This window comes from Mycobacterium sp. SMC-11, from assembly GCF_046250095.1.
Lineage (GTDB): Bacteria > Actinomycetota > Actinomycetes > Mycobacteriales > Mycobacteriaceae > Mycobacterium > Mycobacterium heraklionense_A.
The window spans coordinates 2623313-2644598 of sequence record NZ_CP176430.1; the positions used below are offsets into that span (position 1 = coordinate 2623313).

General features: G+C 68.8%; 18 protein-coding genes. 11 read left to right on the forward strand and 7 right to left on the reverse strand.

What is annotated here, in order from left to right:
• Window positions 1–22 precede the first annotated feature (22 nt).
• From sufD to ACKY0X_RS12280, 3 genes are all read right to left on the reverse strand, one after another.
• Window positions 23–1216: a Fe-S cluster assembly protein SufD gene (gene sufD, locus ACKY0X_RS12270; protein ID WP_409426264.1), complete on the reverse strand. Its 1194-nt coding sequence runs from the start codon at window positions 1214–1216 to the stop codon at window positions 23–25.
• On the reverse strand, window positions 1217–2662 hold the full coding sequence (sufB, locus tag ACKY0X_RS12275) for a Fe-S cluster assembly protein SufB (protein WP_409426265.1): 1446 nt from the start codon (window positions 2660–2662) through the stop codon (window positions 1217–1219).
• Window positions 2663–2729: 67 nt separating this feature from the next.
• Window positions 2730–3560: a helix-turn-helix transcriptional regulator gene (locus ACKY0X_RS12280; protein WP_409426266.1), complete on the reverse strand. Its 831-nt coding sequence runs from the start codon at window positions 3558–3560 to the stop codon at window positions 2730–2732.
• 139 nt (window positions 3561–3699) lie between these two features.
• On the opposite strand from ACKY0X_RS12280, the gene mptB reads away from it, so the two are divergent.
• From mptB to ACKY0X_RS12300, 4 genes are read left to right on the forward strand one after another with little or no spacing between them, the layout of a single operon-like run.
• Window positions 3700–5376: a polyprenol phosphomannose-dependent alpha 1,6 mannosyltransferase MptB gene (gene mptB / locus ACKY0X_RS12285; protein ID WP_409426267.1), complete on the forward strand. Its 1677-nt coding sequence runs from the start codon at window positions 3700–3702 to the stop codon at window positions 5374–5376.
• The gene (locus ACKY0X_RS12290) at window positions 5373–6311 is read left to right on the forward strand and encodes an ABC transporter ATP-binding protein (protein WP_409426268.1); all 939 of its coding nucleotides are present in this window, start codon (window positions 5373–5375) and stop codon (window positions 6309–6311) included. The genes mptB and ACKY0X_RS12290 overlap by 4 nt, the downstream gene beginning before the upstream one ends.
• Window positions 6308–7096 carry an ABC transporter permease gene (locus ACKY0X_RS12295; protein ID WP_409426269.1) on the forward strand — a complete coding sequence of 263 codons (789 nt, stop codon included), beginning with the start codon at window positions 6308–6310 and terminating at the stop codon, window positions 7094–7096. The genes ACKY0X_RS12290 and ACKY0X_RS12295 overlap by 4 nt, the downstream gene beginning before the upstream one ends.
• A 57-nt stretch (window positions 7097–7153) precedes the next feature.
• A complete protein-coding gene (locus tag ACKY0X_RS12300) occupies window positions 7154–8089 on the forward strand; it encodes a COX15/CtaA family protein (protein ID WP_409429607.1) in 936 nt (311 codons plus the stop codon).
• On the opposite strand, the gene ACKY0X_RS12305 is transcribed toward ACKY0X_RS12300, so the two are convergent.
• Window positions 8045–8746, reverse strand: a complete 702-nt coding sequence (locus ACKY0X_RS12305; RefSeq protein WP_409426270.1) for a hypothetical protein — start codon at window positions 8744–8746, stop codon at window positions 8045–8047. The genes ACKY0X_RS12300 and ACKY0X_RS12305 overlap by 45 nt on opposite strands.
• Before the next feature lie 31 nt (window positions 8747–8777).
• Here ACKY0X_RS12305 and ACKY0X_RS12310 point away from each other — a divergent pair, with 31 nt between their 5' ends.
• On the forward strand, window positions 8778–9761 hold the full coding sequence (locus tag ACKY0X_RS12310; RefSeq protein ID WP_409429608.1) for a quinone oxidoreductase family protein: 984 nt from the start codon (window positions 8778–8780) through the stop codon (window positions 9759–9761).
• Here ACKY0X_RS12310 and ACKY0X_RS12315 read toward each other — a convergent pair.
• Window positions 9758–11380 carry a PPE domain-containing protein gene (locus tag ACKY0X_RS12315; RefSeq protein WP_409426271.1) on the reverse strand — a complete coding sequence of 541 codons (1623 nt, stop codon included), beginning with the start codon at window positions 11378–11380 and terminating at the stop codon, window positions 9758–9760. The genes ACKY0X_RS12310 and ACKY0X_RS12315 overlap by 4 nt on opposite strands.
• Window positions 11381–11424: 44 nt before the next feature.
• Window positions 11425–12975: a PPE domain-containing protein gene (locus ACKY0X_RS12320; RefSeq protein ID WP_409429609.1), complete on the reverse strand. Its 1551-nt coding sequence runs from the start codon at window positions 12973–12975 to the stop codon at window positions 11425–11427.
• 169 nt (window positions 12976–13144) lie between these two features.
• Between ACKY0X_RS12320 and ACKY0X_RS12325 the strand changes: the two genes are divergently transcribed.
• The gene (locus ACKY0X_RS12325) at window positions 13145–13624 is read left to right on the forward strand and encodes an NUDIX hydrolase (RefSeq protein WP_409426272.1); all 480 of its coding nucleotides are present in this window, start codon (window positions 13145–13147) and stop codon (window positions 13622–13624) included.
• On the opposite strand, the gene ACKY0X_RS12330 is transcribed toward ACKY0X_RS12325, so the two are convergent.
• Window positions 13621–14544 carry a heme o synthase gene (locus tag ACKY0X_RS12330; protein WP_065038699.1) on the reverse strand — a complete coding sequence of 308 codons (924 nt, stop codon included), beginning with the start codon at window positions 14542–14544 and terminating at the stop codon, window positions 13621–13623. The genes ACKY0X_RS12325 and ACKY0X_RS12330 overlap by 4 nt on opposite strands.
• A 229-nt stretch (window positions 14545–14773) precedes the next feature.
• On the opposite strand from ACKY0X_RS12330, the gene tkt reads away from it, so the two are divergent.
• The 5 genes from tkt to pgl are packed head-to-tail and all read left to right on the forward strand — an operon-like array spanning window position 14774 to window position 21281.
• On the forward strand, window positions 14774–16873 hold the full coding sequence (tkt, locus tag ACKY0X_RS12335; protein WP_065038747.1) for a transketolase: 2100 nt from the start codon (window positions 14774–14776) through the stop codon (window positions 16871–16873).
• A 33-nt stretch (window positions 16874–16906) separates the two neighbouring features.
• Window positions 16907–18019, forward strand: coding sequence for a transaldolase (gene tal, locus ACKY0X_RS12340; RefSeq protein ID WP_409426273.1), 1113 nt, complete (start codon window positions 16907–16909; stop codon window positions 18017–18019).
• A gap of 4 nt (window positions 18020–18023) precedes the next feature.
• Window positions 18024–19580: a glucose-6-phosphate dehydrogenase gene (gene zwf / locus ACKY0X_RS12345; RefSeq protein ID WP_409426274.1), complete on the forward strand. Its 1557-nt coding sequence runs from the start codon at window positions 18024–18026 to the stop codon at window positions 19578–19580.
• Between the two features lie 55 nt (window positions 19581–19635).
• Window positions 19636–20547 carry a glucose-6-phosphate dehydrogenase assembly protein OpcA gene (gene opcA / locus ACKY0X_RS12350; RefSeq protein ID WP_409426275.1) on the forward strand — a complete coding sequence of 304 codons (912 nt, stop codon included), beginning with the start codon at window positions 19636–19638 and terminating at the stop codon, window positions 20545–20547.
• Entirely contained in the window at window positions 20544–21281 is a 738-nt protein-coding gene (gene pgl / locus ACKY0X_RS12355; protein ID WP_409426276.1) for a 6-phosphogluconolactonase, read from the forward strand. The genes opcA and pgl overlap by 4 nt, the downstream gene beginning before the upstream one ends.
• Window positions 21282–21286 lie beyond the last annotated feature (5 nt).

The window sequence follows — 21286 nt, forward strand, 5'->3', positions numbered from 1 at the left end:
CTGTTTCGGGTCCTTAAGTCGCTTACTTGTTCTCGGTGACCGCGAGTTCACGCTCGACGGCCTCGGTGAGGCGCTCCTGCACAGCCGGAACGGGGATCTTGGCGATGATCTCGCCGAAGAAGCCACGCACGATCAGGCGCCGGGCCTGCTCTTCCGGGATGCCGCGCGCCTGCAGGTAGAACAACTGGAGATCGTCGAATCGTCCAGTCGCGCTGGCGTGCCCAGCCTGCACGATCTCCCCGGTCTCGATCTCCAGGTTGGGAATCGAGTCGGCCCGGGCTCCGTCGGCCAGTACCAGGTTGCGGTTGACCTCGAAGGTGTCGGTGCCGACGCCGCTCGCGCGGATCAGCACGTCGCCGACCCAGACGGTGTGGGCGTCCGGCAGCGCCGACGCGGGGTCGCCCTGCAGCGCACCCTTGTAGAGCACGTTGGAGCGGCAGTTGGGCTGGGCGTGGTCGACCAGCAGGCGCGATTCGAGGTGCTGGCCGTCGTCGGCGAAGTACAGGCCGAGCATCTCGGCGTCGCCACCGGGACCGTCGAAGCGGACCCGGCCGGTCAGGCGTACCAGTTCGCCACCCAGCTGCACGGCGCTGTGGCGCAGCACCGCGTCCCTGCCCAGCGCCGCGTGGTGCATGGTGACGTGCACCAGGTCCGAGGCGGCATCGGCGATCCAGACCACGGTCAGCTGTGCGCCGTCGCCGACCACGAATTCGACGTTGTCGGCATAGGTTCCGCTGCCCCGCACGTCGATCACGACGGTTGCGCGTGACAGTTCCTCGGCACGCAGCAGCAGGTGGCCGTAGGCGGTCGCTCCCGCACCCGGGCCGGTGACAGTGATCTCGATGGGTTCCTCGACGCTCGCTTCCTTGGGCACGGTGACCACCGTCGCCTCACGAAACGCCGAGAAGGCCTGGGCCGCAATGCGGTCCGCTGGCACTCCAGCGGCGCCCAGCCGGTCATCGCCGCGCCCGACCGTCTCGGTCCGCACGCCCTCCGAGCCGCGGACTTCGATGCCGGCGGGCGCGTCGGCGACCGCGGAGCCGTCGTGCAGGCCGCGCAGCCGGCGCAGCGGGGTGAACCGCCACACCTCATCGCGACCGTGCGGCACCTCGAATGCCTCGACGTCGAACGAGGTGAACGCGGTGCCCTTGGTGCCACCCTCGACGGCTGCGGTCAGGTTGGCCGCCGGGGCGGACGTCAAACCAGGGGAAGTCACCTAGCCCACCGAGCCTTCCATCTGCAGCTGGATCAGCTTGTTGAGTTCCAGCGCGTACTCCATCGGCAGTTCCTTGGCGATCGGCTCGACGAAGCCGCGCACCACCATTGCCATCGCCTCGTCCTCGGTCAGGCCGCGGCTCATCAGGTAGAAGAGCTGGTTTTCACTGACCTTCGACACGGTGGCCTCGTGACCGACGGTGACGTCGTCCTCACGGATGTCGACGTAGGGGTAGGTGTCGCTGCGGCTGACGTTGTCGACCAGCAGCGCATCGCATTTCACGCTGGACTTCGCGCCGTGCGCACCCCTGTGGATCTCGACCAGCCCCCGGTAGGAGGATCGGCCGCCGCCGCGCGCCACCGACTTGGAGACGATGTTGGACGACGTGTTGGGCGCCAGGTGCAGCATCTTGGCGCCGGTGTCCTGGTGCTGGTCCTCGCCGGCGAACGCGACCGAGAGCACCTCGCCCTTGGCGTGTTCGCCGGTCATCCACACCGCCGGGTACTTCATGGTGACCTTGGAACCGATGTTGCCGTCGACCCACTCCATGGTGGCCCCGGCCTCGGCCCGGGCCCGCTTGGTCACCAGGTTGTAGACGTTGACCGACCAGTTCTGGATAGTGGTGTAGCGGCACCGGCCACCCGGCTTGACGACGATCTCCACCACCGCGGAGTGCAGCGAGTCCGAGGTGTACACCGGCGCGGTGCAGCCCTCGATGTAGTGCACGTAGGCGTCTTCGTCGATGATCATCAGCGTGCGCTCGAACTGGCCCATGTTCTCGGTGTTGATCCGGAAGTAGGCCTGCAGCGGGATGTCGACGTGTACACCCTTGGGCACGTAGATGAACGATCCCCCGCTCCACACCGCGGTGTTGAGCGCGGAGAACTTGTTGTCTCCCGCCGGGATCACCGTGCCGAAGTACTCGCGGAACAGCTCCTCGTGCTCCCGCAGGGCGGTGTCGGTGTCAAGGAAGATGACCCCTTGTGCCTCAAGGTCTTCGCGGATCTTGTGGTAGACCACTTCGGATTCGTACTGGGCGGCCACGCCACCGATGTAGCGCTGCTTCTCGGCCTCCGGGATGCCCAGACGGTCGTAGGTGTTGCGGATGTCGTCGGGCAGGTCGTCCCAGGTCTGGGCCTGCTTCTCGGTGGACCGCACGAAGTACTTGATGTTGTCGAAGTCGATGCCGGACAGGTCCGAACCCCAGTTGGGCATCGGCTTCTTCATGAAGGTCCGGTAGGCCCGCAGGCGTGCCTCGAGCATCCACTCCGGCTCGTTCTTCTTCGCGGAGATGTCGCGCACCACGGCCTCGGAGATACCCCGCTGCGCGGCCGCCCCGGCGGCGTCGCTGTCGGCCCACCCGAATTCGTACCGACCCAGCGACGCGATCGTCTCTTCCTGGGTCGGCTCCGCGGTTGCTTCGGTGGCCTCCGGCGTGAGTGTCATGGTGACGCTCCTTCGGTTTTCGTGATGGCTTCGGCGCAGGGTGTGCGCCGAAGGTTGGTCGGTGCTGCTAATGCTGTTTTTTGACGGCCGCGGCGGCGCTGGACTTGCCGGCCTTGGCGACCTTGGCGCTCCGGTTGGTCAACGGCACATGGGTGGTGCAGACGTAGCCGCCGTCGGCGATGGTCGCCAACCGCTGCACGTGGGTGCCCAGCACTTCGGCCATCGCCTGCCGCTCGGCCCGGCACAACTCCGGGAACTCCTTGGCGACGTTGGCCACCGGGCAGTGGTGCTGCAGTATCTGCACCCCCGGTACGCCACCGTCCACCCGCGCGGTGGTGGCGGCATAGCCGGCCTCCGTCAAGGCGCCGGCGATGCGTTGGGCGGTGGCTTCCAGGTCGCCGTCGTCGTCGGTGCCGCTGCCGGCTGCGACGGCCGCGACCTTGGCCAGGATGGTGTCGATGCGCTGTCGGGCGAAGTCGACCACCGCGTCCTCGCCACCGATCTCGCGCAGCTGGCGCATGGCCGCCACAGCGAGGTCGTCGTAGCGGTGGCCGAGCTTGCCGCGGCCGGCTTCGGTGAGCTGAAACCGCTTCGCCGGACGCCCGCGCCCCACCTGCTGCCAGGATGCCGCCGCATGTGCCTCGGCGTCACCCATCTCGATCAGGGCATCCAGGTGCCGACGCACCCCTGCGGCCGACAAGCCCAGCTGGGCGCCGATCTCCCCCGCGGTGATCGATCCGGATTCCATCAGCAGGCGTACCACCGCCTGACGCGTGTCGTGGCCGCTGGCGACTTCGGCCGCCAGCGGGGTGCCCGCCACAACCGCACCGCCGGGGCGTTGCCCGGCGGATTCGGTGGCGGCTTTCACCTCCCCCATTTCGGAGGCCTCGAATTTCACAACACCAGTGTGACGCAATTCCAGGGCTCGGTCTAGAAAGGGTTACCTCAGTTCAGGCCGGATCGGGCGTTGCGCTGATCACATCCCGCGGGCCGCCGGGCGTCCCCGGGCATCGGAGAGCGGCCGTTACGCTGCTGGGATGGCCTTCCGCCGGCATTCGCTGAGCACGTCGATCGCGCACCTGCACGGCGACGAGCGCACTGTCGGCTCCCCGCTTAATGCCGCTGAGCTGGTCGCATTGCGGCGCACCCGCCTGTTCGGTGCCACTGGAACCGTGCTGATGGCCATCGGTGCGCTCGGGGCCGGTGCGCGGCCGGTTGTGCAAGACCCGACCTTCGGGGTCAGGCTGCTGAATTTGCCGTCGCGCTTGCAGACGGTGGCCCTGACCATGACCACCACCGGGGCGGTGATGATGGCGCTGGCCTGGCTGATGCTGGGGCGGTTCGCCCTTGGCAAGCGGCGGATGTCGCGCAGCCAGCTCGACCGCACCCTGCTGCTGTGGATGCTGCCGCTGCTGGTCGCCCCGCCGATGTACAGCAAGGACGTCTACTCCTACCTGGCGCAGAGCCAGATCTCTCGGCTGGGTCTGGACCCCTACCGGGTGGGCCCGGCGCCGGCCCTGGGCCTTGACCACGTCTTCACCCTGTCCGTGCCCAGCCTCTGGCGGGAGACGCCGGCACCCTACGGGCCGCTGTTCTTGTGGATCGGTCGGGGAATCTCGGCGTTGACCGGGGAAAACATCGTCACCGCGGTGCTGTGCCACCGGGTGGTGGTGCTGCTCGGGGTCGGCTTGATCGTGTGGGCGGTGCCGCGCTTGGCGGCGCGCTGCGGGGTTGCCGAGGTCAGCGCCCTGTGGCTCGGTGCGGCCAATCCGCTGTTGCTGATGCATCTGGTTGCCGGCATCCACAACGAGGCGTTGATGCTCGGGCTCATGCTGACCGGCACGGAGTTCGCGTTGCGCGGGATCACCGCGGCACAGCCCCTGCTGCCGTCGAACCGGCACGAGTGGGCTCCGCTGGCCGGCTTGCTCATCGGAGCGGTGCTGATCACGATGTCGTCGCAGGTCAAGCTGCCGTCGCTGCTGGCGCTCGGCTTCGTCGCGATGGCGCTGGGCTGGCGGTGGGGCGGCGACCTGCGGGCGTTTCTGCTGGCCGGTACGAGCATGGCCGCCTTGGCGGCGGCGGTGACGGGCCTGATCGGCTGGGCCAGCGGGCTGGGCTTCGGGTGGGTGTTCACCCTGGGCACGGCCAATGTGGTGCGCAGTTGGATGTCGCCGCCGACGCTGATCGCCCTCGGCACGGGCCAAGTCGGGATCCTGCTGGGGCTGGGTGATCACACCACCGCGGTGCTGTCGCTGACCCGTGCCATCGGTGTCCTGATCATCGCGGTGCTCGTGGTGTGGCTGTTGCTGGTGGTGTTCAACGGCCGGCTGCATCCGGTCGGTGGCCTCGGCGTTGCGCTGGGCATCACCGTCCTGCTGTTCCCGGTGGTCCAGCCGTGGTACCTGCTGTGGGCGATCATCCCGCTGGCCGCCTGGGCGACCCGCCCGAACTTCCGGATCGCGGTGATCGCGGTCACCCTGGTGGTGGGTATCTTCGGCCCGACCGCCAACGGCGACCGTTTCGCGCTGTTCCAGATCGTGGACGCCACCCTGGCCAGTGCCGTCGTGGTGCTCGGGTTGTTCCTGCTGACCTATCGGCGACTGCCGTGGCGTGAATTGCCTGCCGAAGCTGACACCCCAACGGGCAGCGCAGCGGCCGAGGAACAGACCCCACGGCCGGCCGCCGCCACCGACGCTTACGCTGATTCTCCGTGAACTCAGCTGTCGCGGTGCGCTTGCGCGGGGTACGCAAGCGTTACGGGACCGGTCCGTCTGCGGTCGATGCGGTCGCCGGCCTTGATTTCGACGTACAGACCGCCGAAGTGTTCGCCCTCCTCGGTCCGAACGGCGCCGGGAAGACGACGACGGTCGAGATGTGCGAAGGCTTCGTCCGCCCGGACTCCGGAACCATCGAAGTGCTCGGCTTGGACCCGGTCGCCGACAACGACCGGCTTCGGGAGCGCATCGGGGTGATGCTGCAGGGCGGCGGCGGCTACCCGGCGGCCCGCGCCGGCGAAATGCTCAAACTGGTCGCGTCGTATTCGGCCAACCCGCTGGACCCGCAATGGCTGCTGGACACCCTGGGGCTGACCGATGCGGCCCGCACCACCTACCGCCGGCTCTCCGGCGGGCAGCAGCAGCGGCTCGCCCTAGCCTGCGCCCTGGTCGGCCGGCCGGAACTGGTATTCCTCGACGAGCCGACCGCCGGCATGGATGCGCACGCCCGACTGCTGGTGTGGGAGCTGATCGACGCCTTGCGCCGCGACGGCGTGACGGTGGTGCTCACCACACACCACCTGCGTGAGGCCGAGGAACTGGCCGACCGGCTGCTGATCATCGACCATGGTGCGGTGGTCGCCGCCGGCACGCCGGCGGAGTTGACTCGCAGCGGCGCCCAGGGGCAGTTGCGGTTCACCGCCGCCCCCCGATTGGACCTGTCGTTGCTGATCACGGCATTGCCGGAGGGCTATCGGGCCAGCGAGGTGCTGCCCGGCGAATACCTCGTCGAAGGAACCGTTGACCCTCAGGTGCTGGCGACCGTGACAGCCTGGTGCGCCCGGATGGACGTGCTGGCCACCGCACTGCGGGTCGAGCAGCGCAGTCTTGAGGACGTGTTCTTGGAGCTGACCGGACGGGAGCTACGCCCATGAGTGCCCAGCAGGTCTTCGCGCCCGGTACCTTCACCCCCGACCCTCGTCCGGCCAGCGTGCCCGCGATGCTGGCCGCCCAGTACCGGTTGGAGCTGACCCTGCTGCTGCGCAACGGCGAGCAGCTGCTGCTGACGATGTTCATTCCGATCACCCTGCTGATCGGGCTGACGGTGCTGCCGCTGGGCCCGTTCGGCGAGGGCCACGCCGAACGCGCCACCACCGTGTTGCCGGTGATCATGTCGCTGGCGGTGATCGCCACCGCCTTCACCGGGCAGGCGATCGCCGTGGCGTTCGACCGGCGCTACGGGGCCCTGAAACGCCTGGGCGCCACGGCGCTACCGGTCTGGGGCGTCATCGCCGGCAAATCCCTGTCGGTGGCCACGGTCGTTCTGTTGCAGTCCGTGCTGCTCGGGGCGATCGGCGCGGCGCTGGGCTGGCGGCCGACGCTGGCCGGTCTCGGCTTGGGCGCGGTGGTCATCGCACTCGGTACCGCCTGTTTCGCGGCGTCGGGTCTGCTGCTCGGCGGCAGCCTGCGCGCCGAGATCGTGTTGGCCGGCGCCAACCTGATGTGGTTCGTGTTCGGCGGGTTCTCCGCGCTGACGGTCGAGACCGACCTGGTGCCCGGCACGGTCCGCTGGCTCGCCCGGCTGACCCCGTCGGGGGCACTCACCGAGGCGTTGGCCCAAGCGTTGAGCGTCTCGATCGACTGGTTCGGTATCGCGGTGGTGACGGTGTGGGGCCTGTTGGCCGCCGTCGGTGCCGTGCGGTGGTTCCGGTTCAGCTGACCTACTACGGGATGTAGTTACCGATCCTCTACGATCAGGCCCGTGGGACGGTTCCTGATGCGCCTGGTGGATCTGCTACCCGAACCGGGCCTGCGCACCCAGCGATGGCTGGCTGCCGCGGTCGTCTTCACGCAGGGATTCATCGCGGTCACCGGCGCGATCGTGCGGGTCACCGCGTCCGGATTGGGCTGCCCGACGTGGCCGCAGTGCTTCCCCGGCAGCTACGTGCCGGTGGCCGTCTCGGAAGTTCCGCGGATTCATCAGGCCATCGAGTTCGGCAACCGGATGGTCACCTTCGCGGTCGTGATCACCGCGGCGCTGGCCGTCCTGGCCGTGATCCGGGCCCGCCGGCGTACCGAGGTACTGGTCTACGCCTGGCTGATGCCCGGCTCCACGGTGTTACAGGCGGTGATCGGCGGGATCACCGTACGCACCGGGCTGGCGTGGTGGACGGTGGCCGTGCACCTGCTGGTCTCCATGCTGATGGTGTGGCTGGCGGTGCAGTTCTACGCGAAAGTCGGTCAGACCGATGACGAGTCGGCGGTGGTGACCTACCGGGTCCCGGCGCCTTTGCGCGGATTGACCGCGCTGTGTGCCGTCACGCTGGGCGCGGTGCTGGTGACCGGCACCCTGGTGACCGGCGCCGGCCCGCACGCCGGCGACAAGAGCGCGGCCCGCACGGTGGCGCGGCTCAAGGTGGAGGTCGCCACCCTCGCCCACCTGCACGAGTCGCTGCTGATCGGATTCCTCGGCCTCCTGGTGGGCCTGGCCTTCGGGCTGGCTGCGGTGCAGGCAGCCAAGCCGGTGATGCGCCGGCTGGCGGTGGTGACTGCCCTGACGTTGGCTCAGGGGCTGATCGGCGTGGTCCAGTACTTCACCGGCGTGCCCGCCGTGCTGGTCACCCTGCACGTTGCGGGTGCGGTGCTGGTCACCGGCGCGACCGCGGCACTATGGGCCTCGCTGCGCCAGCGGACCCAACCCGAGTCGCTCTAGCGCCGCACCGACCTCGACGGCGAAGCGGCGCTGCGCGCGGTCTCGTTCGTCGGCGTCGAGCTCGCTGAAACCCAATTGCGGCGCAATCAGATCCAAGCCGACCAGGCGCGCGTCCGCGGCCGTTCCGGCTACATCGACCCGGGCGTAGAGCAGCTCTTCGATCCGGATGCTCAGGCGCTCGGCGGCCGAACGCAGCGCGGCACGCCCGACGTCCCACAGTTCGAAGTCCGGGTCGGAGCCCGCGGCGCCGAACGCGTGCGACCGGCCGGCGCCGAAAAACACCAGCGTGCTCAGCTCTGCCGGCGCCGGCCCCGCCAACGTCGGCACCCCGTCACACTGCAGGTCGGCCAGGTAGCGACGGTCGGCGTTCCAGGCCACCGCTTCCGGCGGGTTCAGCAGGTGGGCCACCCGCGTCGTCCACTTCAGGAATTCGGCCTGCCGGGCTGGGCCGCCGCCGGTCGTGCGCAGGATCACCAGGTCCGCGTCCAGCGTCTCCGGGTCATCCCAGGGCATTGGGCGGGCATGCAGCCCGCGGTGGCGCAGCGCCGCGACCAGCCCAGCGTCGTCGTCGGCTTCGACTCCATCGTGGTGGCCGCGCCGCGCATCGACCGCCAGCACGATGCGCGGATGGAAGATGTCGGGCCGGGCCAGCTTCATGCAGACCTCACATTCGGAGATGATAGTCACCATGCACGCCGTGGAAGTGGCCGCGACCGGCGGCCCGGAAGTTTTGAACCTGGTCGACAGACCACAGCCCTCCCCTGCCTCCGGTGAGGTGTTGATCCGGGTCGAGGCCGTCGGGGTCAACTACATCGACACGTACTTCCGCTCCGGGGTCTACCCCGCCGAGCTGCCGTTCGTGGTGGGCAGTGAGGCCGCGGGCACGGTCGCCGAGGTGGGCGCGGGAGTGACCGCATTGGCGGTGGGTGATCGCGTGGTGACGGCGGCAGCGACCGGCGCCTACGCCCAATACTGCACGGCCCCAGCGTCTTTGACGGCGCCCATCTCCGACGGCATTGCGGCCGACGTGGCCGCGGCCGCACTGCTCAAAGGCCTGACGGCGCATTACTTGATCAAGTCGGTGTACCCCATCCAGTCCGGCGACACCGTGTTGTTGCACGCCGGCGCCGGCGGAGTGGGGCTGATCCTGACCCAGTGGGCCACCGCGCTCGGTGCTCGGGTGATCACCACGGTGTCGAGTCCGTCCAAGGCCGAATTGTCGCGGCAGGCCGGCGCCGTGGAGGTGCTCGACTACCCCGGCTCGGCCCCTGAAGACGCCGCGGCGTTCGGCGCCCGGGTCCGGGAGCTGGCCGACGGCGGGGTGGTCGCGGTGTACGACGGGGTGGGGGCGGCGACGTTCGACGCCAGCCTGGCCAGCCTCGCCGTCCGGGGCACCTTGGCGCTGTTCGGCGCGGCCAGCGGTCCGGTGCCGCCGGTGGACCCGCAGCGGCTCAATGCCGCGGGCTCGGTCTACCTCACGCGTCCGAACCTGGCTCACTTCACCCGTACCGCACCGGAATTCACCTGGCGGGCCGGAGAACTGTTCGAGGCGATCGAAAACGGCACGATCGCGGTGACGGTGAGTCGGCACTATCCGCTGGCCGACGCGGCCCAAGCCCACCGCGATCTGCAGGGCCGCCAGACTGTCGGCTCGATCGTGCTCGACGCCTAACCGCCCCCTCGGTTCAGGTACCAACCGTCGGGCAGTAGCGGCACCCGAGGACCGTCAGCGAATTCCGCCCCTTCCAGCCGGGTGAGCCCGGTAGCGCGGCTACCGGCGCCTTGCCCACTGCCGGAGCGCCCCAGTTCCCCCGCGCCGTGATCGGACACCGGTGCCGGTTCGCAGTCCGGGGTCACCCCGACGGTCAGATCCATAACGGCGTCACCGTGCCGTGTTCTGGTCTGGCGCCGCCGGAGACGTTTGGCCCGGCGGGATTCCGCTGCCGCCGCGGCCGAGGCAGACTCCGGGGTGGGCGTCTTGCGCTTGGCGCTGTCCGCAGCGGAGGCGTGGGCGCCGAGACCTGATCCGTAGTCGATCCGGGGCCCACCCCCGACCACGTAGGGGAACAGCGGCGGAGCGGCGGGCACCGTCGCTGGCGGCGCCGCTGCCGGCGGCACCGGGGCGGCACCGGCCGGCGCGGCAGCGGGCGGCGCGGCGGGCGGGGGCGGGGCCGCCGCCACCGCCGAGCCGACCGCGACAGCCGGAACGTCTGCGACGACCGCCGGAGTCACCGGGCCCACCGGCACGGCGCCGCCCGCGGGAACCGGCTGAGGCAACCCGGCCAGGCCGGCCAGGCCGCCGACAGGCGCCACCACCGCGCCCGCCGCGGCGGCCATCGCCGCCGGTTGGCTTACCGCCTGTAGCAACTGGGCGATGTGGGTGGGCCAGTCGAACAGCACCAGGGCCGCGAAGTACTGCAGCGCCGGGATGATCTGAGTGGGGTCCTGGGTGATAGCCAAGAAGTCCTGGTACAGCTCTAGAGTTCGTGCGAGGTACCAGATCGGTCGGGTGGCATCGGCATAGAGCTCATACTCGAAGCCGTTGATTGTTCCGGCGGCTGGGTCCCAATTGATCCCGAAATTCTTCAGGAAATCCGCGACGACGGTAGTCACCCCATTGGTGACGCGGTCGAACCCTCCGACCCCGTCTTCCAAGCCAAGGCTTTTCAAGTATGGCTCGAGGAAATCGAGCAGGCCCTGCAACGGGTTTTCGGTTATCCGCTGCGATGACCACGGTGACGAGGCCTCTGCTGATCTCTGGATCGGGGCCGCCGGAGTGACGGTGGGGATCGCTGCCGCTGACGCTTCGCAGGCGGCCTGATAAGCCGCCATGACGGTGGCCGCCTGCACCCACATCCGGAAGTAGTCGGCCTCGTTGACGGCGATCGGAATGGTGTTGATCCCAAAGAAATTCGTTGCGACCAATACCCCGTGGGTGGCGTGATTGGCGGCCAGTTCCGGCAGGGTCGGCATCGCCGCCAGCGCGGCGGTATAGGCCCCCGCAGCCTGGTCGTGTACGGCCGCCATCCGGGCGCTGTCGGCAGCGGCGCGATACAGCCACGCCAGATACGGCAGATGCGCCGCCTGGTACTGCTCGGCGGCCGCGCCGCTCCACAGCCCGCCCGCCACCGCTGTCAGCAGTGCGTGCAGGTCCTGCGCCGCGGTGGTGTAGGCCGCGCCCAGCGATGACCAAGCGCCCGCGGCCGCGAGCAGCGGACCGGGGCCGGATCCGGCACTGAGCAGAGTCGCGTGCACCTCAGGAGGAGACGCCATCCACACCGGCCCGAACATGAGGATTCACTCTAGCGAATCTATAGTTTCGGTTGCCCGAACTCCTACCTTTTTTCGTCCGGCCAGCTGCCCGGCAGCAAGGGCATGCGCGCCGCGTCGTCGAAGGCGCCGCCCGATGACATCGTCAATCCCCCGGCCGGAGCACCGTCGCGGCCCACCGTGCCGGCGAATCCGGTTACTCCGTGCGACGACGCGGTCGCGCTCGCCTCAGCCTGCTCCGCCCAATCCGGCATCACCCCGACGTTGAGGTCCATGACAGCGTCGTCGGGCCGGCGTGCCTTGATGCGCTTGCGGCGTCGGGCCCGCTGCCGATCGCGCTCGGCCGCGGTTGCCGCAGCGGCTGCCACCGAACCGCGCGGCTCGGAGGCCTTCCGCGATGCTCCCGCCCCGACGGGCATGCCGGAACCGGTGCCGATGCCGGGCGGACCAAGCAGATACGGCGGGAAGAACGGCGCGCCGCCCGGTGGCGGGGGTGGCGCCGCCGGCGCGGGGCCGCTGACGCCGGCCGCCGCGGGGGCCGGTGCTGGAGCCGGCGCCGGAGCCGGCGCGGTCGGCATCGCGGGTGTCGGCGCTCCTGCCGAGCCGGATCCGAACCCGGCAAGGGCGTCGGGCGTGCCGCCCAACGGCAGCGGCGGGAGCGGTTGTGGAAGGCCGGCCAATCCGGCCAGCCCGGCAAAACCGCCCACCGCACCTACCGGGGCTACCAACACGCCGATCGCGGCGGCGAACAACTGGGGCGACTGGGCCAGCCAGGTACCGATCTCGGCCAGGTGTGTCGGCCAGTCGAACTCGGCGAGCTGAACCAGGTATTGGAACGCCAATGCGGGGTTCTGCTGGAAGTTCACGCCGAGTTGCTGAAAGTCCTCCAACAGTTCCAGTGCCCGCACCAGCCAGAACATCGGTTGATTGGGATCGACGTACTCGTCATAGGGAATCCCGTTCATCATCGCGTGGGCGGGATCCCAATTGATCTGCCCGTTGCTGGCGGTCTGCAGAATCTTGGCGATCAGCTGATCCAGCGGATCGTTGACGGTGGGATCGGTGCCCTCATCGGCATCGGCGGGTTGCGCGTCGGTCTTGACGATCGGGGGCGCCGGCGGGGTGTGCGGCACCGAGGCCATCGCCGCGCCACTGACCGCTTGATACGTTGCCATGGCCGCTGCGGCTTGCACCCACATCCGCACGTAGTCGGCCTCGTTGACCGCAATCGGAATGGTGTTGATCCCAAAGAAGTTCGTCGCCACCAACACCGCGTGGGTGGCGTGATTGGCGGCCAGTTCCGGCAGCGTCGGCATGGCCGCCAGCGCGCTGACATAGGCCCCGGCGGCCGTCTCGTATTGGGCCGCCGTTACCGCACTGTCCGCGCTGGCCTGCCTCAGCCACGCCAGGTAGGGCGAGTGCGCCGTCGCATACGCCTGAGCGCTCGGACCTTGCCACGCCCCGGCCTCAACGGAGCCCAGCAGCGTAAGTAGTTCATCAGCGGCGTCGGCGTACTGGGTTCCCAGAGCCGACCACGCGGAAGCGGAAGCCAGCAGCGGACCAGGCCCCGATCCGGCGCTCAGCAAGGCGGAGTGCACCTCGGGCGGAGAAGCCATCCACACCGGCGCCGGTGCGGTCACCGCCGGCCGTCCGCCCAGCTGTTGAACATGGTTTTCATTATCGGCAATTGAATACCTGCCGCGGCGGGCCGCACAAGACATTCCGCCCCTGTGTTAGCTGCGCTGATGCTGTGATGCCCGTGGCCTAGCTGGCACCATCGTTCACATGCCGACTCCGCAGTTCATCGTCGACCTCCGTACCCACATCGGCCACGCCCCGCTGTGGCTGATCGGTGTGACGGCGGTGGTTATCCGCGGCGACGAGGTGCTGCTCGTCGAACGCGCCGACAACGGCGTCTGGGCGCCGGTGACCGGGATCGTCGACCCCGGCGAAGAACCGGCTGACGCCGCCGTCCGCGAGGTCGCAGAGGAGACCGGTGTCACCGCGGTGCCCGAGCGGCTGACCTGGGTACACGTCACCGCGCCCGTCACCCACGTCAACGGCGACCGGGCCCAATACCTCGACCATGTCTTCGTGATGCGCTGGGTTGCCGGCGAGCCCTACCCCGCCGACGACGAAAGCACTGACGCGCGCTGGTACCCACTCACCGCGCTGCCCGAGTTGCCCGAGCGGATGGGACTGCGTATCGAGGCGGCGTTGTCCGAGCGCGGGAAAGCCCGGTTCGAATGGAGCGGGAGGTCCTAGAACAGGGTGGGCAGGCCGATGGCCGAGTCCACCGCCAGCGCACAGAAGACCAGCGCCAGATAGTTGTTGGACTGCAGGAACAGCCGCAGCGGCTTGACCGGCTCACCACGACGAACGCCCGCGTACAGCTGGTGGGCCATGGCCAGGAACCACGCGCCGGCCACTACCGCGACCGCCGCATACAACCAGCCTGCGGCGGGCACCAGCGCCAGCGTCGCCAGCACCGTCGCCCAGGTGTAGACCACGATCCGGTGGGTGACGACGTGCTCGCTGGCGACCACCGGCAGCATGGGCACCCCAGCCGCCGCGTAGTCCTCCTTGTAGCGCATCGCCAGCGCCCAGGTGTGCGGCGGCGTCCAGAAGAAGATCACCAAGAACATCACCAGCGCAGGCCAACCGATGGTGCCGGTGACCGCCGACCAGCCGATCACCACCGGCATGCAGCCGGCCGCCCCGCCCCACACCACGTTCTGGGAGGTGCGCCGCTTGAGCACCATCGAGTAGATCAGCACGTAAAACGCGATGGTGGCCGTGGCCAGCAGGCCCGACATCAAGTTCGTGGTACGCCACAGCCACATGAACGAGCCGGCACCGAGCGCCAGGCTGAACACCAGGGCGTTGCGGGTCGGCACTGCGTCACGAGCCAGCGGACGGCGCGCGGTGCGCTTCATCACCTTGTCGATGTCGGCGTCGACCACGCAGTTCAGCGCGTTGGCGCTGGCGGCGGCCAGCATCCCGCCGATCAGCGTGTTGAAGATCAGCAACGGATTCACCGTGCCGCGGTCGGCCAGCAACATCGCGGGAATGGTCGTGACCAGCAGCAACTCGATGATTCGGGGCTTGGTCAGCGACAGATACGCCAACAACGTGTTGCGCACAGCGCGTATTCGGCGCGGCTGAGCGCGCTCGCGAATACTCACGTGATGACTCCTAGGATGGCAGCTGCGACGCCAGCTTCGACTTCGGACGGACGCCAGCTTCTACTACGGACGATGGTAGACCGCTTGGCCAGGTCGTCCGAATCGCAGGGTCAATTCACGGCGAATCCACACGGCGACCGGACCTGCAACACTGCGCGTGCCCGCATTAGGGTGAGAACCAGCCAGGCTTGTTTTGAAGACCTATCTCGAAGATGAGGACCCGACGTTCGTGACCACTGCTGCAGAGATCTCCGCTCTTACCCGCCCGCACCACCCCGCTGACTGGGCCGAGATCGACTCCGTCGCAGTCGACACCGCCCGGGTGCTGGCCGCCGACGCGGTGCAGAAGGTCGGCAACGGCCACCCGGGCACCGCAATGAGCCTCGCGCCGCTGGCCTACACGCTGTTCCAGCGGGTGATGCGCCACGACCCGTCCGACACCACATGGCTGGGCCGCGACCGGTTTGTGCTGTCCTGCGGGCACTCCAGCCTGACCCTGTACATCCAGCTCTACCTGGGCGGTTTCGGGCTGGAACTGGCCGACATCGAGGCACTGCGGACCTGGGGATCCAAGACGCCAGGCCACCCGGAGTTCCGCCACACCAAGGGCGTGGAGATCACCACCGGCCCGCTCGGACAGGGCCTGGCCTCGGCGGTCGGCATGGCGATGGCCGCCCGCTACGAGCGCGGCCTGTTCGACCCGGAGACCGCGCCCGGCGAGAGCCCGTTCGACCACTTCGTCTACGTGATCGCCTCCGACGGCGACATCCAGGAGGGCGTCACCAGTGAGGCCTCCTCGCTGGCCGGCGTTCAACAGCTGGGCAACCTGATCGTGTTCTACGACCACAACAAGATCTCCATCGAAGACGACACCGCGATCGCCCTCTGTGAGGACACCGCGGCCCGCTACCGGTCCTACGGCTGGCACGTCCAGGAGGTCGAGGGCGGCGAGAACGTGACCGGCATCGAGGAGGCCATCGCCAACGCGAAGGCCGTCACCGACAAGCCTTCGTTCATCTCGCTGCGCACGATCATCGGCTACCCGTCCCCGGGCAAGATGAACACCGGAGCCATCCACGGTTCCGCGCTCGGCGGCGACGAGGTGGCCGCCACCAAGACCGCCCTCGGATTCGATCCGGACAAGGCGTTCGACGTCCGCGAAGACGTGATCACCCACACCCGCGGGCTGGTGGCACGCGGTAAGCAGGCCCGCGCCGATTGGCAGCAGCAGTTCGAGTCGTGGGCGGCCCGCGAGCCGGAGCGCAAGGCACTGCTGGACCGGTTGATCGCCGGTGAACTGCCCGAGGGCTGGGACGCCGAGCTGCCGTACTGGGAGCCCGGCTCCAAGGCCGTGGCCACCCGCGCCGCATCCGGCAAGGTGCTCAACGCAGTCGGCGCCAAGCTTCCTGAATTGTGGGGTGGCTCAGCCGATCTGGCGGGCAGCAACAACACCACCATGGACGGCGTCAAGTCGTTCGGACCGGCGTCGATCTCCACCGGCGAGTACACCGCCGACCCCTACGGCCGCACCCTGCACTTCGGGATCCGCGAGCACGCGATGGGCTCGATCCTGTCCGGCATCGTGCTGCACGGGCCCACCCGCGCCTACGGCGGCACGTTCCTGCAGTTCTCCGACTACATGCGGCCCGCGGTGCGGTTGGCGGCGCTGATGGACATCGACCCGATCTACGTGTGGACGCACGACTCGATCGGGCTCGGCGAAGACGGACCGACGCACCAGCCGATCGAGCACCTGGCGGCGTTGCGTGCCATCCCCCGCCTGTCGGTGGTGCGGCCGGCGGACGCCAATGAGACCGCGTACGCCTGGCGCACGGTGCTGGCCCGCGGCGCGAGCAGCGGTCCGGTCGGGCTGATCCTGACCCGGCAGAATGTGCCGATCATCGAGGGCACCGACGCCGAAGGCGTCGCCCGCGGAGGCTACGTGCTGGGCGGTCTCGAAGCCGCCGGCGCCGAAGACCCCGACGTGGTGTTGATCGCCACCGGTTCGGAGGTGCAGCTCGCGGTCGAAGCGCAGAAACTCTTGGCGGCCAAGGACATCAACGCCCGCGTGGTGTCCATGACGTGTCTGGAGTGGTTCGAATCGCAGCCGGCCGACTACCGTGACGCGGTGCTGCCGCCGTCGGTGTCGGCTCGGGTGGCGGTTGAAGCCGGTATCGCACAGTGCTGGCACAAGATCGTCGGCGACACCGGCGAGATCGTGTCCATCGAACGCTACGGCGAGTCCGCCGACTACCAAACGCTGTTCCGTGAGTTCGGCCTGACCGCGGAGGCTGTCGTCGCCGCCGCCGAAAGAACACTGGAAAACTGACGTCAATCGAAACCGATTGAGAAGGAGCGCAACATGACTCAGAATCCCAAGCTTGCCGCTCTCAGCGCCGCAGGCGTGTCGGTGTGGCTCGATGATCTGTCCCGCGATCGGCTCACGTCAGGCAACCTGGCCGACCTTGTCGCCACCCGCAGTGTGGTCGGGGTGACCACGAACCCGACCATCTTCCAGAAAGCGCTGGAAAAGGGTCACTCCTACGACAAGCAGCTGGCCGAGCTGGCCGCTCGCGGCGCCGATGTGGACGCGGTGATCCGCACCGTCACCACCGACGACGTGCGCAACGCCTGCGACGTGCTGTCTGCTGCGTGGGAGGCGACCGACGGCGTGGACGGGCGGGTGTCGATCGAGGTCGATCCGCGCCTGGCTCACGAGACCGACAAGACCGTGGCCCAGGCCGTCGAGCTGTGGAAGATCGTCGACCGACCCAACCTGTTCATCAAGATCCCGGCCACCAAGGCGGGCCTGCCGGCCATCACCGCGGTACTGGCCGAAGGGATTTCGGTCAACGTCACGCTGATCTTCTCCGTCGAACGGCACCGCGAGGTGATGGACGCCTACCTGGCCGGTCTGGAGGCCGCCAAGGCCGCCGGACACGACCTGGCCAAGATCCACTCGGTGGCGTCGTTCTTCGTCTCCCGAGTGGACACCGAGATCGACGCCCGGCTGGAGAAGATCGGCTCGGCCGAGGCGCTGGCGCTGCGCGGCAAGGCGGGCCTCGCCAATGCCCGATTGGCCTACGCGGCCTACGAGGAAGTCTTCGACGGCAAGCGCTTCGCCGAGCTGGCGGCCGACGGTGCGCGGGTGCAGCGGCCGTTGTGGGCGTCGACCGGGGTCAAGAACCCGGACTACCCGGACACCCTCTACGTCACCGAGCTGGTCGCGGCCCACACCGTCAACACCATGCCGGAACCGACGTTGGACGCCGTGGCCGACCACGGGGACATCACCGGCGACACCATCGCCGGGACCGCGGCGGCATCCCAGCAGGTCTTCGACCAACTCGCGGCGGTGGGCATCGACCTGACCGATGTGTTCTTGGTGTTGGAGAACGAAGGCGTCGAGAAGTTCGAAGCGTCGTGGGGCGAACTGTTGGACGCCACGGCAACTCAACTCGAAGAGGCCAAGTGATCTGATGGCCGGCGCCGGGGCAGCGCGAAACACCCTGTCGGGGTGGCAGAACCCGCTGCGAGACAAGCGAGACAAACGCCTGCCCCGCATCGCCGGCCCCTGCGGCGTGGTGATTTTCGGGGTCACCGGCGACCTGGCCCGGCGCAAGCTCATGCCGGCCATCTACGACCTGGCCAACCGCGGGTTGTTGCCGGCAACCTTTGCGCTGGTCGGTTTCGCCCGCCGGGACTGGGCCGACGAGGACTTCGCCGACGTGGTCTACCAGGCCGTCAAAGAGCACGCCCGGACCCCGTTCCGGCAGGTGGTGTGGGACCGGCTGGCGTCCGGATTTCGTTTCGTCACCGGCACATTCGATGACGATGAGGCCTTTGCCCGGCTAGCGCATACCCTCGAGGAGCTCGACGCCGAGCGCGGCACCGGCGGCAATCACGCCTTCTACCTGTCGATCCCGCCCGGCGCGTTCCCGGTGGTCTGCGAGAAGCTGCACTCGACGGGGCTGGCCCGGCCGCGGGACGGCCGGTGGAGCCGGGTGGTGATCGAGAAGCCATTCGGTCACGACCTGACCAGCGCGGTCGAGCTCAACAGCGTGGTCAACAGTGTCTTCCCGGAAGAGTCGGTGTTCCGGATCGACCACTACCTGGGCAAGGAGACGGTCCAGAACATCCTGGCGCTGCGCTTCGCCAACCAGCTGTTCGACCCTATCTGGAACGCCCACTACGTCGACCACGTCCAGATCACCATGGCCGAGGACATCGGCTTGGGTGGGCGAGCCGGCTACTACGACGGCATCGGCGCTGCCAGGGACGTGATCCAGAACCACCTGCTGCAGTTGCTTGCGCTCACGGCAATGGAGGAGCCGGTGAGCTTCTCCCCTGCCGAACTGCAGGCCGAGAAGATCAAGGTGCTCTCGGCCACCCGGCTGGCGCAGCCGCTGGATGAGACCACCTCTCGCGGTCAGTACGCCGCCGGGTGGCAGGGCGGCGAACGCGTCGTCGGCCTGCTCGACGAGGAGGGGTTCGCCCACGATTCGCGGACCGAGACCTTCGCGGCGATCACCCTGGAGGTCGACACGAGACGCTGGGCCGGCGTCCCGTTCTACCTGCGCACCGGCAAACGCCTGGGCCGGCGGGTCACGGAGATCGCGCTGGTGTTCAAGCGTGCACCGCACCTGCCGTTCGACGACACCATGACCGACGAATTGGGCAAGAACGCGTTGGTGATTCGGGTGCAGCCCGACGAGGGAATCACCCTGCGATTCGGGTCCAAAGTGCCCGGCCACCTGATGGAGGTCCGCGACGTCAACATGGACTTCTCCTACGGCTCGACGTTCTCCGAGGATTCACCGGAGGCCTACGAGCGGCTGATCCTGGATGTGCTGTTGGGTGAACCCTCCCTGTTCCCGGTCAACGCCGAGGTCGAATTGTCTTGGGAGATCCTCGATCCAGTCCTCGAGAACTGGGCCGAGCACGGCAAGCCCGAGCCGTATGTGGCCGGAAGTTGGGGACCGCAGTCGGCGTTCGAGATGCTCACCCGAACCGGGCGGGAATGGCGGCGCCCATGATCCGCGCCGGCGACGATGCAGAGCGAGGCACGAGCGATGCTGAGGAGCGGCGCCGATGATCATCGACTTGCCGAACACCACCACCACCGCGATCAACAAGAAACTCAACGCGATCCGCGAGCAAGTCGGTGCGGCGACGACGGGCCGGGTGCTGACGCTGATCATCGCGCTGGAAACCGACGCCCTGCTCGATGAGTCCATCGCGGCGGCCAACATCGCCAGCCAAGAACACCCGAGCCGGGTGATCGCGGTGGTCGGCGGAGACCCCGATGCCGGTGAGTCCCGCTTGGATGCCGAGGTGCGGATGTTCGGCGATGCCGGTGCCAGCGAGGTGGTGGTGCTGCGGCTGTACGGCCCGCTGGCCGGCCACGCCGACGCGGTCGTGGTGCCCTTCCTGCTGCCCGATATCCCGGTGGTCGCGTGGTGGCCCGATGTCGCGCCCGCGGCACCGGCCACCGACCCGCTGGGGGCCCTGGCATTGCGGCGGATCACCGACGCCACCAACGCGCCCGATCCCCGGGCGGCGATCAACAGTCGCCGAGACGGCTACGCCGCCGGCGACACGGACCTGTCGTGGAGTCGCATCACCTACTGGCGGGCGCTGCTCGCCTCCGCGCTGGATCAACCACCGTTCGAGCCGATCCGCTCGGCGGTGGTCTCCGGGCTGGCGACCGAACCGGCCCTGGACATCCTGGCGGGCTGGCTGGCCAGTCGCATCGATGGCCCGGTGCGGCGTGCGGTCGGCGAGCTGAAGATCGAATTGACCCGCGACAGCGAGACCGTGGCGCTGAGCCGCCCTCAGGACGGGGTCACCGCCACTTTGAGCCGCACCGGAAGGCCGCCGGCGCTGGTGCCGCTGCCCCGCCGGGTGACCGCGGAGTGTCTGGCAGAAGATCTGCGCCGGCTGGATGCCGACGTTATTTACGGCGCCGCGCTGACGGGCCTGGAAGAAGTGGAGTATCTGTGATCGTTGCGACCTACCCCGACGCCGACGCACTGGTCGCCGCTGCCGGTGACCGGCTGGCCGATGCCGTCGAATCGGCCGTCGCCGCCCGGGGCCGGGCGTTGGTGGTGCTGACCGGCGGCGGTAACGGCATCGCGTTGCTGCATCGCCTCGGCGAGCACGCCGCGCGGATCGACTGGACAAAGGTGCATCTGTTCTTCGGTGACGACCGCTTCGTTCCGGCGGACGACGCCGACCGCAACGACAAACAGGCGCGCGAAGCGCTGTTGGGCCGCATCGAGATCCCGGCTGCCAACGTGCACGCCATGCCGGCCAGCGACGGTGAATACGGCGACGACCTCGACGCCGCCGCGCAGGCCTACCAGGAGGTGCTGGCGGCCAACGCCGCGCCGGGCCAGCCCGCGCCGGACTTCGACGTGCACCTGCTGGGTATGGGCCCCGAGGGTCACATCAACTCGCTGTTTCCCGACACCGCGGCCGTCAAAGAGAACACCCGCCTGGTGGTTGGGGTACCTGATTCGCCCAAGCCACCCCCGCGCCGAATCACCCTGACACTGCCCGCAATCCAGCGCTCCCGCGAGGTGTGGCTGGTGGTGGCTGGTGAGTCCAAAGCCGAGGCGGTCGCCGCCGCTGTCGGTGGCGCCGACCCGGTCGCGGTACCCGCCGCCGGAGCCACGGGGCGCCAGCAGACGGTGTGGCTGCTCGACGAGGCGGCGGCGGCGCAGCTGCCGGGCTAATGCGC